Annotated in this window: 10 protein-coding genes; 9 read left to right on the plus strand and 1 reads right to left on the minus strand. The window is 71.0% G+C overall.

The window, feature by feature from the left end; genetic code table 11:
* Window positions 1–390 (minus strand): LexA family transcriptional regulator (locus D6682_02410; protein ID RMH52187.1); only part of this gene is annotated, 390 nt, incomplete at its 3' end.
* A gap of 424 nt (window positions 391–814) precedes the next feature.
* Here D6682_02410 and D6682_02415 point away from each other — a divergent pair.
* The 9 genes from D6682_02415 (at window position 815) to D6682_02455 (ending at window position 13,937) form a co-directional block, all read left to right on the plus strand.
* A complete protein-coding gene (locus tag D6682_02415; GenBank protein RMH52188.1) occupies window positions 815–1,636 on the plus strand; it encodes a hypothetical protein in 822 nt (273 codons plus the stop codon).
* A 9-nt stretch (window positions 1,637–1,645) separates the two neighbouring features.
* A complete protein-coding gene (locus tag D6682_02420; protein RMH52189.1) occupies window positions 1,646–2,761 on the plus strand; it encodes a hypothetical protein in 1,116 nt (371 codons plus the stop codon).
* A complete protein-coding gene (locus tag D6682_02425; GenBank protein ID RMH52190.1) occupies window positions 2,758–4,050 on the plus strand; it encodes a DUF3393 domain-containing protein in 1,293 nt (430 codons plus the stop codon). Before D6682_02420 ends, D6682_02425 begins: the two co-directional genes overlap by 4 nt.
* A gap of 268 nt (window positions 4,051–4,318) precedes the next feature.
* The gene (locus D6682_02430) at window positions 4,319–6,520 is read left to right on the plus strand and encodes a hypothetical protein (protein RMH52191.1); all 2,202 of its coding nucleotides are present in this window, start codon (window positions 4,319–4,321) and stop codon (window positions 6,518–6,520) included.
* A gap of 8 nt (window positions 6,521–6,528) precedes the next feature.
* A complete protein-coding gene (locus D6682_02435) occupies window positions 6,529–7,320 on the plus strand; it encodes a hypothetical protein (protein RMH52192.1) in 792 nt (263 codons plus the stop codon).
* 94 nt (window positions 7,321–7,414) lie between these two features.
* The gene (locus D6682_02440; protein ID RMH52193.1) at window positions 7,415–9,361 is read left to right on the plus strand and encodes a hypothetical protein; all 1,947 of its coding nucleotides are present in this window, start codon (window positions 7,415–7,417) and stop codon (window positions 9,359–9,361) included.
* Window positions 9,358–10,509, plus strand: coding sequence for a hypothetical protein (locus D6682_02445; GenBank protein ID RMH52194.1), 1,152 nt, complete (start codon window positions 9,358–9,360; stop codon window positions 10,507–10,509). Before D6682_02440 ends, D6682_02445 begins: the two co-directional genes overlap by 4 nt.
* The gene (locus D6682_02450; GenBank protein RMH52195.1) at window positions 10,509–11,381 is read left to right on the plus strand and encodes a hypothetical protein; all 873 of its coding nucleotides are present in this window, start codon (window positions 10,509–10,511) and stop codon (window positions 11,379–11,381) included. The genes D6682_02445 and D6682_02450 overlap by 1 nt, the downstream gene beginning before the upstream one ends.
* A gap of 3 nt (window positions 11,382–11,384) precedes the next feature.
* Window positions 11,385–13,937: a hypothetical protein gene (locus D6682_02455; GenBank protein ID RMH52196.1), complete on the plus strand. Its 2,553-nt coding sequence runs from the start codon at window positions 11,385–11,387 to the stop codon at window positions 13,935–13,937.
* Window positions 13,938–14,374 lie beyond the last annotated feature (437 nt).

The following is a 14,374-nucleotide window of genomic DNA, read 5'->3' on the forward strand; positions in this document are numbered from 1 at the left end:
CTCGACGACCAGATAGTCGCCGTCGTGGATGCCGGCGCCGATCATCGAGTCGCCGCTGACCAGCACCAGCACGGTGCGGGAAGGGTGATCCACCAGGTAGTCGTCGATGGTGATGGCGTCCTCGAGCAGCTCGTCGGCGGGGGAGGGGAAGCCTGCCGGGCTGTGGCCCACGATGGGCCGGGCGAAGAAGGCGGCGGTGGGTGCGAGCCTTCCGCCCGGCAGCTTGCGCAGCATGCCGCGCGCCACCATCCGATCCACGAACCTGGCCACGCCGGCCTTGGAACGGAAACCCAGTAGCCGACCCATGGCGGCATAGGAGGGGATCAGGCCATGCTCGGCCACATACTCGCGCAGCATGCCGAGGCGATCGTCGTCCGTGTGCCTGCCCATGCCGGAAGTATAGCGAACGATCGTTCGCCATGCAACGATGGTTTCCCCTGAATCATGGGTTTCCTGCGAAACCATCATCCCCTGAATTGGGTACTGGACAACCTCGCAATCGGTGGCACCGTTCGGGGGCGGGGTGTGCAAACCCATGTGTCGCGGCTGCCTGAACCGCTTCGGACGAAACGGGCAGCGACATCGTGCGACATCGGATCTGCGCACCGTACACTGACGGCCTGCGTGCAAGGATGCAGGCAGCCTCGATGACATCGCCCGCACACCGGGAGGGAGGAGGATCGCGACCATGCACCACACCGCCACGACTTCGAATACACCGCACACCCCTCGCGGGAGAGGAGGCGGCGCGGCGGCGACCGCGAATCTCCGCGGCATGGCATCGCCCCTTGCCCCGACCATTCCCGCCCTGCTGTTGATCGCCTTCTCTCTGCTGCTGACCCCCGCGATCGCACCGGCCGAGGACTACATCGAGCAGAACGCCAACGGCTCGATCAACTGGACCAAGGGCGAGATCCATGCCCGGGGGATCGGCGTCCCGCCCAAGCGCTACCTCAAGTTCCCCGCCCGGGCCCGGGCGATGGCCGTTCGCGCCGCCAAGGTCGATGCGCTGCGCAACCTGCTCGAGCAGATGCAGGGCGTTCGGGTCGAAGCGCAGACCCTGATGAAGGATGCCGCGGTCGAAAGCGATGCGGTACACACGAGCATGCAGGGGGTGGTGCACAACGCCTCGATGGTCGGGGCGCCCCACTACTACGAAGATGGATCGGTGGAGGTGGAGATGGCGGTCAACTACCGCGGCTCGGTGGCCCCGCCGGTCGCCCAAATGGTCAGCAAGAGGCTTGAACGCGAGGCGGGCGCCCGACCGCGCCCCCTTTCCCCTCCGCCGTCGGGCGACGGGGCGGAGCAGAATGCGATCACCGGCCTGATCATCGATGCGCGGGGGCTGGGGCTGCGCCCGGCGCTCGCGCCGAAGATCGTCGATACCCGGGGCCGCGTGCTCTACTCGGCGCTGGTCGTCGACCCGCAGCAGGGGGGTGATCTCGCCGCCTACGACCGCTCGCTGGAGCACGCCCGCGCCATGCCGCGTGCCGGTGCCCGGCCGATGGTGGTCAAGGGGGTCAAGGTACAGGACATCGGCGACGTGGTGATCAGCAGCGACGATGCCGACCGCCTCGACCGCACTCCGGGACTCAGCCGGGTGTTGCGTCAGGCCCGCGTGGTCATCGTCCTCTAGGAGCCACCCGTGCAGCTCCTCCATTCCGCCGCCGGCCACGCCATCCTCCCCGCCGTTCGATCGCTCCTGTTGCTGCTGCTGCTCGTTCCACCGCTCCACGCCGACGCCGACCCCGCCCTCGACAGCGCCCGCTTCCATCTTGCCGCCGCCGACCGCTACCTGGCCGACCATCAGCCCGCCCGGGCCCTTGCCGAATACGAGGCGGCCATCGCCCGCGACGGGCAGGGCTTCGCCGGTTGGCTGGGCAAGGCGGTCAGCCTGATCCGGCTCAAGAGGGAGGCCGAGGCGCGTCAGGCGCTGGAGGAGGCCGACGACCGGCAGAAGGGCAAGCAGCAGAAGCTGGCCCTGCTGCGCGCCCGGCTGGAGTACGCGGTCACCTTCAAGCCGAAACACTGGCTGCGCAGCGCCAAGGAGGCCTTCTTCAAGGCCAGGAAGATCGCCCCGCAAGAGGCCGACCTCCAGCTCTGGATCGCCCGCGCCATGCGCGACGGCGGCAAGCGGTCGGCGGCGCGGAAGCACTACAGCGAGGCGATCGCCATCGGCGGGCCGGCGGCGTTGACCGCCACCCGCGAGCTGCTGGCCATGCTGCGTCAGGAGGCGGCAGCCGCCGGCGGCAAAGGGGCGATCGCAGAGTTGGCCGAGCGTCCGAGTGTCGACCGCGCCACCCTGGCGGCGGTGCTGGTCGACCGGCTCCGGATCCAGCAGCGCTTTCCCCGCCGGAAACAGCACCGCCCCCTCCCCGACGATGCACGGAACAGCCCCTTCGCCTCGGCCATCGACACCCTGCTCAACCTGCAGATCGACGCCATCGAGCCTGACGCCCGGGGGGCGTTCCATCCCGATCGGCCGGTCACCCGCTTCGAGCTGGCCCGGTTGGCCGAGGAGTATCTGGTCTCGGCCACCGGCGATGATGAGCTCCACCGCGCCTTCGTCGGCGTGCCCAGCCCCTTCCCCGACCTCTCGTCCAACCACTACGCCTTCAACGCCGCCTTCCTCGCCGTCTCCCGCGGGCTGATGGCCCCGCCCGACCCGCTGACCGGAGCATTCGCCGGTGACCGTCCGGTGCGCGGCGTCGATCTGTTGCTGCTGCTCAACCGGCTGGGCGCCCTGCCACGGAGCGAATGAACCCCGCGGGAGGCGCCGCCCCCCACATCCGTACCGCGCGGATGCATCGCCTCCAGGCGCGTTGCGCCATGCTGCTCATCGCCCTCACCGCCCTGCCTGCGCCGCGCTCCGCCGACGCGGTCGATGAGACGCAGCGGGCGGCCGAGGCCGCCTTCGACCGACTGAACCGGGAGGCGGCCACAGCCTTCGGCCGGCTGCAGCAGCAGGCCGATGCCGCCTTCGCCGCGCAGGAGCAAGCCTGGCGCGCCTACACCGAGGCGCAGCAACGCGCCTTCGCCCGCTACAAGGCGGAGATCGAGGCGATCTGGGGTGCGGAGCAGTCCCGACTGCCGGGCAGGAAGAAGTGGGTCAGCTATGGAGCGGACCATCGCAGCCGCACCACTGTCGATTTCGAACGGGGCAAGGTCGAGGTCGACCTGCTGCTGGAGGGGAAGAAACCTGCGGACGAATCGCAGATCCGGCGCCGGCTGGCCGACCGGCTGGCCGCCGCCATCGCCCGTCCGGCGCGTGAGGATCCGCTGCTCGAAGTCCCAGCTCCGCCCGGCGCCGCCACCTCCCATCGGCCGATCCTGCCGCTCGCAGGGGAGTTGAAGACCACCGACGGCACGCCGGTGGACGCGGACAACGCCGCCGCCTTCGCCCGCCGGATCGCCGCCCGGGCGACGATCCGGCGCAAACGGATCCAGACCCCCGCCGGGGAGAAGGGGATGGTCTCGCTCACCCTGCCGCTGCCGCCGGACCACATGCTCCGGCGGGCGGAGCGGTTCCGTCCGCAGGTGGAGGCCAATGCCGCCCGCTGGGGGCTGCCCGCCGCCTTGGTCTTCGGTGTGATCGAAACGGAGAGCGCCTTCAACCCGATGGCCCGCTCCAACGTCCCCGCCTTCGGGCTGATGCAACTGGTCCCCCGCACCGGCGCGCGCGACGCCTACCGGAAGGTTTACGGAGAGGATAAAATCGTCACTCCCGAATACCTCTACGACCCGGATCACAACATCGCGCTCGGCACCGCCTACCTCGCCTTGCTGCAGAGCAGGGAGATGCGCCGAATCCGGGATCCGCAAAGCCGGCTCTTCTGCACCATCGCCGCCTACAACACCGGAGGCGGCAACGTGGCGCGCGCCTTCATCCCGGGCAGCCGCAACATCCAGCGGGCGGCGGCCCGCATCAACCGCATGCGTCCCGATCAGGTCTTCCAACAACTGCGCACCCGCCTCCCCTACCCGGAGACACGCGACTACGTGGTGCTGGTCCGCAACCGGATGGCGCGCTATCGGGCATGGGAGCGATGACGACTTCGCAAGAAGTCGTCATCCGCGGCCAGGACGGCCGCGCAAAACCGGAGCTTGCACATGCAAGCGGCGGTTTTGTAAGGCGATCGAAGAGCGCGCTCTGCGATCGCCGTCAAGCAAAAAGTCCACGGACGGACTTTTTGCGATGGAATCACCAATGACGCCCTCACGACGATATGAACGCCGGGCGGGCGGGGCGCGCCCGCCCTCACCTCCCCCGCCGCCGGGCGCCGCTCTTCTCCGCGCCCCCCACCGCTCCGCCGCCCGGTTGCGCGATCTGGGGATCTCCGCCCTGCTGGTATGCGCCCTCCTCTTCACGACGCCGTGGGGATCGGCCGCCGCCGGGGAGGTCGATCTGCTGCTCAAGCAGGTGCAGCAGCGGCTCGACAAGCAGCAGTGGGATCGTGCCCGATCGCTGCTCGAACGGGCCAAGCGCACCGATCGGCTCAACGCCGACGTCTACCGCCTCTACGGCCTCTTCTACGAACTGCAGCGACAGTTCCGCAAGGCGCGTACCAGCTACCGCCATGCGGTGATGCTGGACAAGGGGAACGTGCGGGCGCTCATCGGCCTTGCCCGGGTCTACAAACAGTTGGGCTCGCCAATCGATGCGGTGCCGGTCTACAACAAGCTCGCCGACGTCGATGCCGACAACGCCATCCGCTGGAGGCTCAAGGCCGCGGAGATCTATGTGGAGCAGGGCAAGCAGGCGGCGGAGAAATACCTCAAGCAGGTGTTGCGGGAGCAGCCCGACAACCGGCAGGCGCTGGCGCTGATGGTCCGCCTCTACAACGCCGTCGGGATGCGGGCGATCGCCCGCCGCTACCAGAAGCGGCTCGACCGGCTGATGGCGGAGGAGGCCCCTCCCAACCCCGCCGCGCCGGTCGTTGCCACGCAAAGGGAGCCAAAGGAGCAGAAGGAGCGCAAACCGCACCACACGATGACAATCGCCGCATCATCCGCCGGCGACGGTCCGGCGCCATCCCCAAAGGCGCGGGAGGAGGCGCTGCATCCTGTGCCACCACCGGCGCGGAAGAAGAGTCCTCCGCCCACCGGACACCACTACAACGAAGGCGAGCTGGCGATACGCGACATCGAGGACCAGATACGCGATCTGCGCCAGGCGATCCAGGAACAGGAGCAGATGATCGGCGCCGCCCAGGACCGGCTGCGCATCCAGGAGGCGGAGCTCGACATCCGCCGCGGCAAGGAGCAGCGGCTGCGTGAGAAGAAGGATGAGGCGCTGGCCAAGCTGCAGCAGTTGGAGGCGCTCGCCCACGACGATCCGAGCATCTCCACCGAGAACGCCAGAGAGCGCTACCAGCAGCAGCTGAGCGCCTATAAGAACGCCCGTCAGGAGCGCCTCTCCCTGGAAGAGGCGATCACGCTCGGCCAGGGCAAGATCCGCGGGGCGGCCGCCACCCTCGAACGGCTCAAGGAGCAGATGGGCGAGCTGGAGATGCAGGCGCGCGCCGCCCGGCAGGAGGCGCTGCGCCGACGAATCGAACGCGAACAGACCGTCACCGCGCACGGGGAAGTCAGTTGCGGCGACTACAGCATCAAGGTGTGCAGGCAGATGGCCTTGGAGGAGGCCAAGCGCAACGCGGTGGAAAAGGGCAGCGCCGTGGTGATCGACTCGCTGACCGAGATGAAGGATATGGAGCTGACCCGCGACGAAGTGCGCTCCCGGGTGCAGGCCACGCTGATCCGCACCGAGGTGGTCGACAAGGGGATGATCGGCGAGAGCGGCTACTTCTACGACATCCGCGCGGTGGTCAAGGGAAAGATGCCGCCGCAGGGGCTCTCCAGCGGGCCGGCAAACGCCCCGGATGCCGCCAAAGCAGACGACGGGGGGGAGCCACCCCGGCGTAAGGTCCACCTCTACGTCACCCCGACACCCGGTTACGCCACCGTCACGCTGCAGGGGGTCGATGCCCGTTACGTCCCTGGCATCGCGCTCCCTCCCGGGCGCTACACCATCCGGGTCGAGGCGGCCGGCTACCAGCCGATCACCCAGCAGGTGGTGTTGCAGAAGAGCGACATGACCGTCCCCATCGTCATGACCCGGGTGAGCGAGAATCCGCCCGATCCTGCTCCCGCCGCGCCGGCGGCGCGGCCGGCCCTGCCCCGGAAGCCCGTCCCCCAGGCGGCGAGGCGCCCCTGCCCCCGGCGGGCGCGGAAGCTGATCTCCAAGGCCAAGCTCACCTATGCGCCCAATGTCGCCTACCGGTTGCTGGTCAAGGCGGAGGAGATCTGCCCCTCGTCGCCCGAGCTCCACTACCTGATGGGGAACCTCCTCGCCCACCGCGGCCAGCCGGGGGATCTCGACCGCGCCCTCGACCAGTTCCTCATGACGCGAAGCCTGGCCCCCGGCTACCCCGGAATCGACAACCGTATCCAACAGATCAAGTTGCGGTTGCAGCAACGCAAGCAGGGGTTGCGCAGCGTGCTGAAGGCACTGCTTGAGTAGAGCGCGGCATGGAGATCGGCCGCCCCCGCCTGCCCGGCGGTTGGCGTGCGGGAGCGGCGGCCCTCGCCCTCGCCCTTGCTTCCGCCGCACATGCCGCTCCGATGCCTGGTGGAGTCGCAGTGGTCTCCCTGCTGCAGGGAGCAGCGGAGGTTCGCCCCGATACCGCCGCCGCCTGGCGGCCGCTCGCCCTGCACGACCGGATCGGCCGCGGGGCGGAGGTACGCATGGTCCCATCCGCGGAGGGACGCCTCGAGCTCACCCTGCCGGATCGAAGCCGACTGCGACTGAAGGCCCCCGCCCGTATCCGGCTCGATACCCTCGCCCCGGCGGAGCGCGGCGGAGTGCTGCTCCGCCTGCTGCGCGGCCATGCCTGGTCGTCGGTGCGCAAGGCCCTCTCCGGGATCCGCCACTACCGCATCGCCACCGGCACGGCGGTGCTCGGCGTGCGCGGCACCCGCTTCGACACCGCCGTCGCCCCCGACCGCAGCGTCGATGTGCGCCTCTTCACCGGCAGCGTGGGGATCGCCTCCCCGTCACGTGCCGACCGGGTGGAGCAGGGGGTGCCCACGACGGGCGCCGTCCGCCCGCCGAGGGAGATCGCCGCTCCGCGCGAGATCGCCCCACCGCGGGAGGTCTCCCTCCACGACTGGCTGCTGGTGCTGAAATCGATGCAACGGCTCCACATCACCGCCGACGGCACCCCGGGCCGTCCCGCCGCTATGGAAATGGCGCGGCAAATGGGCGATCCCTGGATCCGCTGGAATCTCGAACGGGACCGCCGGCTGAACGGAAACGAATGACCGCTTCGCGTCATGCCGTCCGCGGCCAGGGAGGGCCGCGCAAACCGGTCGCTTGCTGGCAGCAGCCGCCGGCTCCACGGAGGGATCCTTTGCGATGGAAACGACCATGATCCACCCGTCCGAACCCCACGCCACCGACCGCCCCCTGGAGGAGCCCCCCACCCGCGGCCGTGACGCAACGCGCCTCTGCGCGCTGCTGCTCGCCGTCGGCCTCCTCGGCGGCTGCGCCGCCGCCGGCAAAAGCGGCTTCGTCGCCATGCCGTCCCTCTCCACATCGAGCCAGAAGAGCGAGCCGGCACCGACCACGCCGGGGGCACCGAAGGTCGAGCTGCCCGAGCGGGTGGCGGTGCTGCCGTTCCTCAACCGGACCAAGGCGGACGAGGCCTTCGACATCATGCGCAAGACCATCTTCAACCACCTCTCCACCCGCAACTACCGCCTGCCCCATCTGCACGATGTCGACCAGCGGCTGGCCGCGGCAGGCTGGAGCGACCCGGCGGCGATCGAGCAGGTGGATACCGGCAAGCTCGCCGACACCCTGGGGGTCGACGGGGTACTCTACGGTGAGATCACCCACTTCGACCGCATCTATCTCGGCATCTACGCCCAGATCGCGGTCGGCGTGCGGCTGCGGCTGGTCGCCCGCGACGGCCGCGAGGTCTGGCGCGGCGAGGATACGGTGCGCACCCACGCCGGGGGGGTCTCGATGACCCCGGTCGGGCTGATCCTCAACGCCCTCACCGCCGCCGCCCACCTGCGCGAGGTCAACATGTACCGCGCCGCCGACGACCTGGCCCGCGAACTGATCCCCAAAATCCCGATGCCGCCGCGGATGGGCTCGGTGGCGCCGCCGCGCATCCTCCAGGTGGTGCACGACGGCGTCGGCCGCATCCTGCACTACGGCGACCGGTTGAAGGTGGCGATGGAGGGCGACCCCAACCGGAAGGGGTTCGTCCGCATCGAGGGGTGGCGAAGCTTCGACCTGCGTGAGGAGCCGAAGGGGTTCTACAGCGCGGAGATCACCATCCCGCCGAAGGTGAACATCCGGCAGGCGGCGCTAACCGGGGTGCTGGCCGACGACAACGGCCTCGAGAGCAGCCAGGTCTCCCCCCTCGGGTTGATCACCATCGACAACCAGCCGCCGGCGCCGGTGGAGGGGCTCACCGCCACCGCCACCGGCGAGGCGATCCGGTTGCAGTGGCGCTCACCCGACCGGGACATCTACGCCTTCGCCGTCGCCCGCGCCGACCACGCTCTCGGCCCCTTCACCCCGATCGGTCGCAGCAAGGATGCGCGCTTCACCGACCGGGCCGTGCGCCCCTTCGCCACCTACTACTACCGGGTGGCGGCCATCGATCTCGCCGGCAACCGGGGTGAGGCGGTCACCGTCCCGGCCCGGCTGCTGCCCGACCCCCGCTTCGCCGAGGCCGCCCCGCTCGCCTCCCCGCTGGGGGGCGAGCTGCACGGCCTCCATGTGTTGCGGGCCGCCGACGGCCCCTTCCGGCTGCAGCAGCCGCTGCGGGTCGCTCCGGACGGGGTGCTGCTGGTCGAGCCCGGCGTCTCGATCGTCGCCGGCGACCAGGGGGCGCTGAGGATCGAGGGTACGCTGCGCATGGCCGGCACCAGCACGGCACCGATCCGGCTGCAGGGAGGGCGGGGAATCACCCTGGCCGGCACCGCCCCGGTGGTGATCGAACAGGCCACCATCGCGCAGGCGGCCATCGCCTTCACCATCCAGGCCGGCGCGCCGCGCATCCACCGCTGTCGCATCATCGACAGCCGCTATTCGGCCTTCGACATCCAGGGGGTGAGCCGGCCGCAGATCCTGGAGAACGAGATCGCCGGCGCCTCCTCCGGCGCGGTGGTGGTCTCCGGCCGGGCGCAGCCGGTGCTCCACGGCAACCTGCTGCACGACAACCAGCCGTTCCACCTCCAGAACGGCTCGGTCTACCGCATCGACGCCACCGGCAATCGCTGGCGGCCGCCGGCCGGGCCGACCACCATCCTGGGGGATGTCGACTACAGCGGAGCACAGCCATGATCGCTCCGCGTGAGGCCCTCATCGCGGCGCCGGCGTGCCGCGCAAGGGCGGGGCTTGCGCAGGCACGCGCCTGTTGCGCCGGGCGGTCGGGCAAGGCGCGGTCGCAAGGGGCGCGCCTCGGTCGCCGCCCGGGCAATGGACCGGCCCGGAATCCCCTGCCCCTGCTTTCGCTGCTGCTGCTGTCGGCGGCACTCCCCCTCCCCTGCGCCGCCGCACAGCCTGAAGCCGACTACATCGAGATGACCGGCACCGAGGGGGGGATCAACTGGACCCGGGCCACCGTCGAGGCGCGGGGGATCGGGGTGCCGCCGGAGCGGGCGCGCTTCCAGGCCAGGCGCAACGCCCTCGCCTGCAGGGCCGCCAAGGTGGACGCCCAACGCAACCTGCTGGAGAGCACCAAGGGGGTGCGCATCGACGGCAGAACCCTGATCCGCGACGCCATGGTGGAGAGCGACCTGGTGCAGAGCTCGGTCAGCGGAACCCTGCGCGCCGGCAGCCGCGTCGTCGCACGCCGGCTGCTGCCCGACGGCTCGTGCGAGGTGACCATGCGCATGCCGCTGCAGGGGTCGATCGCCAGCGCGGTCTACGGCATGGAGCGCGACCAGGGTCGCAACGGCGCACTCCGGCGCTGGATCGGCCGGATCGTGCCGGCCGCCGCCGACTGGCTCATCCCGCCGGTGGCGGCGGCGACCGCACCCGTGGCACCGAGCTGGCAGGACGAGCTGCGCAAGCTCGACCTGCGGCTGACGCGCATCGAGAAGTGGCTGGGTGACCACCGCGACCGCTGGGGCGCGATCGCCGCCGAGGGAGCGCCGACCGGGCTGGTCATCGATGCCCGCGGCTCCAACTTCATCCCCTCGATGTCGCCCAAAATCATCCAACTGCGCGGCGGGGTGCTCTACCCCGACGCCCGGGTGCGCCGGGAGGCGGCCCGCCACGGCGTGCTGATCTCGCTCTTCATGCGCGACCTGATGATGGCCCAGAAGCACCCCCGCGTGGGGGAGCGGCCGCTGGTGCTCAAGGCGCTGCGTACCTGGGGGAAGACCCGCACCGCGCTGGTGCTGGGCAAGGAGGCATCCGCCCGCCTGAAGGAGCTGATCGCCAAGGGCTTCCTCGACCACGCCGCCGTCATCGTGGTGATGGACTGATGGGGTCGCGCGTCAGCGTCGTGAAGGGGTGCTTCGCGAGACGCCGGCATCCGCGCCCGAGCGGGGGCTGTGGCGCCCCGCTCATGGAGCACGGACGGAACCAGGCGGGTGGGCGGAGCCGTTGTAGGGCGCGGCCGGCCCTGCTCCTGCTCGCCGCCCTCCTGCTGCTGCCGGGGCTGGCCTCTGCGGCACCGGCGCCGGGCGTGGTGACGGTGCTCAAGGGCAAGGCGGACAAGCAGCACCGACAGCAGGGCGACTGGCGCCGGTTGGCGCGCAGGGATCCCGTCGCCTCCGGCGACCGGGTGCGCACCCGCGCGGCGTCGCTGGCCGAGGTCACCCTCCATCGAGGCAAGCAGACCATCCGTCTCGGCCCCAACTCGCTGGTCGACTTCTCCGCGGTCTTCGCCGAAGGGGAGCGGACGGTGAGCGCGTTGACCCTCGAGGAGGGGGATCTCTGGGCCGAGGTCGACGAACTGGGCGAGGAGTCCAGCTTCGACCTCTCCAGCAAGGCGGCCCGCGCCACCGTCCGCGGCACCATCTTCAGTGTCCATGCCGACGAGGAGGGCACCACCACGCTCAATGTCTACCGGGGCAAGGTGGAGGTGCGCGGCGCCCCCTCCCCCGCCGCGGCCGGCGGGGGGGCGATCGCCGGCCCGCGCGAGGTCGCCGGCCCGCGCGAGATCACCCTCCACCAGTGGGTCCGGCTCGTCGGACGCATGCAGCAGATCGTGGTCGACCGCAACGGTGGCTGGCGCATCCGCGACATCGACGCGCACGAGGGGTTCACCGCCCGCTGGATGGAGTGGAACCGCAGCCTGACCGAAGCGGATCCCACGAAGGCACGACAACCCGCTCCGCACCGTCAGCCGTGACCGGTGCCCTCCCCCACCGACACTGATCCGCCGCGCGACCCCGCCCCCGCGGCGCCACGGCGCCGCCGCCGATCGCCGCTCGTCGCGGCCGCCCTGCTCCTGCTGCTCCTCCTGCCGCTGGCCATGCCGGCGACGCTGCTCAACATCGATGCGGTGCGCCTCCACCTGCTGCCGCTGGCCGCCCGCCAGGTCGGGATCACACTCGCCTACCGGCCGATCGAGCGTTTCTCGTGGCAAGAGGGGTTCGCCCTGCCGCAGCTCACCCTCAAGCTGGGTGGGATCCGGCTGGAGCTGCACCGGATCGACTACCAGCGCGCCACGCGCCGGCTGATCATCGGCGAGGCCGGGCTGCGCCTTCCCGCTCCGGAGCGGCTGGGCGGGGGGATGGCGGGGAGGACGACCGCCGGCGGGTGGGGAGCGCCGCCGTGGCTGGAGCGGATCGTGCGTACCGTCCTCGTGCGGCGGCTGCGCGTGACCGGCCCGGCGCTGCAGGCGCGCGGCCGGTTGCGGCTGGATCTCTCCGCCCGGCGGGGGGCATCGATCTCGCTGCGGATCAACCGCTGGCGGGTGCCGCAGCTCCCCTTCGACGGCACGGCCGGGCTGCACGCCGTCATCGACCCGGATGAGGCCTCCGTCACGCTCGATACGATCCGTATCACCACCCCTCCCGCCACCCTGCGCGGCCGCCTCACCATCCTGTCGGGCGCCCCGCCGACGGGCACGCTGCGGCTGCACTACCGGATTGATCGTCATACCACCCCGGCGCTGCCCCCCACGATGGCCCGCCGGCTTGCCGTCGTCGCCGCCCGCGGCGGGCTCGACCTGCGGCTTCGCGCCACCGCCGACGGCCGGATCGGCTGGTCCGCCGAGGGGCGTCAGATGCTCGATCCGGCGGAGGGATCCCCCCTCCCCTGGCGGCTGACGCTCGACGGCACGCTGCAGCCGGACGGAACGGCCCTCGCCCTCCACCGGGGGCGGATCGAGACCCCCTTCGCCACGCTGGAGCTGGCCGGCTTAGCCCGGCCCGCCGCCCGATTGCTGGCGCTGACCGCGACGCTCTCCTGGGAGACGGCACGGATGCCGCCCCGCTGGCGCAGCGCGCAGCCCCTCTCCGGTCGGCTGGGGGCGGAGGTTCGATTCGAGCGCAACCGGCTGACGGCCGATCTCGACCGCATCGCCCTCCACCTGCCGGAGGCCGCCGTGCGACTGAGAGCAGACGGTCGCCTCACCGCCCGCCCCGCCGACCGCACCGCCACGCTCCGGCTGGCGCACCTGGCCGTCGACGGCGCCGCCCCCTTCCCCTGGCACGACGAAGGTGCGGCACGGATCGCCGTCGCCTGGCACGGGCAGAGGCCGACGGTCACCCTGCAGGCGCGTCGTCGGCTCACCCTCCGACCGCCGTCGCACTCCCCCCTGCGGCTGAACAGCGACAGCCACTGGACCATCGAGCAGAGGGCGCCGCAGCGGCTGCGCTGGAAAGTGGCCGGCACCGTCACGCCGCAGGGGCTGCCCGCACCGCTCGACGGCGGGAGCATCGATCTCTACGCCGAGGGCGCCGTCGCGCGCAGCCTGCTCGCGCTGCACCGCCTAAGCCTCACCCTGCCCGGCGCCTTCTCCCTCGAATGCGACGGCGCGCGCCTTCCGTGGCAAGCCGACCGGCCGCTCACCGCCCGCGGCAGCCTCACCCTGCCGGATCTGCTGGCCTGGCGCCGGCTGCTCCCGGCCACGGCGGAGATCGCCTCCGACGGGCGGCCGCTGACGGCAACCCTGAGCTGGGGGCTGAAGCGCAATGCCGCCTTCTGGCGGATCGACGGCAACCTCACCCTGCACGGCGGCGCGCTGCGGCTGGGCGCTGCGACGCTGGATGGAATCGCGCTGCGGCTGCCGCTGCACCAGCGCCTGCCGCGCAACCGCCCGCTGCTTCCGTTGGCCAAGGCTCCCCCGCCGCCGCTCGCCGCGCTGCTCGGTCGCTCTTCCGCGCCGCCGCGGCATGGGGGGCGGCTCGCCGTCCGGGGCGTGCGGCTGCGGGGGGCGGCGCTCGGCGATTTCGAGGCCGCCGTCGCATGGCGCGACGGCCACCTGACGCTGATGCCGAAGGGGGCCGCCCCCCTCGGCGGGAGACACGGCGGCGTGATCGACTGCGCGCTCTCGGAGCGGGCTGGCGGCCCGGCCGGCCGGCTGGCCCGCTGCGTCGGGCGCTACACCCTGATCGATGCCGACCTGGCCGAGGTGCATCCCGATCGCCACGGCCGCTTCTCGCTCTTCGCCTCCGCCGAACTGGCCGAGGGCCGACTGCGCGGACGGATCAGCCTGCCGGAGATCGGCAGCGGCGTGCCGCTGTTGCTGATCGATCGGCTCGACCGCCACGGCGCCAACCCCGAGCTGCAGCGGGCGCGGCGAATGATCGAACTGCTCCACTATGTGCCCCGCCGCATCGACGCCGCACTCGACGGCGGCTTCGTCGACCTCGATCTGCGGCTGCAGAAGCCGGCCAGCGGCGGCGGCATCGACATCCCGCTGCACAACATCGCCATCGGCAGGTTCCTCCCCGAATGATGTGCGCGATGCGCCGGGAGAAAGGCGACGACGCGACCGTCGACCGCTCGATGGAGGGCCATCCGTTTGCCGGTTCCGGCCGGGGAACAACAGCCCCATGACATATGGATTCTGCACGGGCGTGAGTTCCCGGTCGTGGTGGCGACGAGGTGGGGACGTGTATGCATCGCCGGCGGGCGGCACGGCCTGTCAAGACCCATGATATTGTATACCTCTTTCGTGAATAGTTCGGGGTGTTTGGCGTGCCATGCCTGTAGCGACTGGACGAGGCATGAATCGTCTGGGGCGTGCCGCTCACGATTGGCTGGCTTGTGTCGCTTCCCCCGCGTTTTCTGCGACAGGCGCCGGACTGGCGCGATATGTTCAGGCTTGGAATCGCATTTTCATTGGCGCTCTTCCCGGTTTCGCTCATGTTCGCTGTTTCCGTGGCTATTCCC

This window comes from Zetaproteobacteria bacterium, assembly GCA_003696765.1.
Classification (GTDB): Bacteria; Pseudomonadota; Zetaproteobacteria; order Mariprofundales; family J009; genus RFFX01.

What these genes read in the sequence shown, in the direction of transcription:
- D6682_02425 (RMH52190.1), top strand. Translation starts at nt 2,758, where the DNA reads ATGAACCCCGCGGGAGGCGCCGCCCCCCACATCCGTACCGCGCGGATG.
- D6682_02435 (RMH52192.1), top strand. Translation starts at nt 6,529, where the DNA reads ATGGAGATCGGCCGCCCCCGCCTGCCCGGCGGTTGGCGTGCGGGAGCG.
- D6682_02440 (RMH52193.1), top strand. Translation starts at nt 7,415, where the DNA reads ATGGAAACGACCATGATCCACCCGTCCGAACCCCACGCCACCGACCGC.
- D6682_02445 (RMH52194.1), top strand. Translation starts at nt 9,358, where the DNA reads ATGATCGCTCCGCGTGAGGCCCTCATCGCGGCGCCGGCGTGCCGCGCA.
- D6682_02450 (RMH52195.1), top strand. Translation starts at nt 10,509, where the DNA reads ATGGGGTCGCGCGTCAGCGTCGTGAAGGGGTGCTTCGCGAGACGCCGG.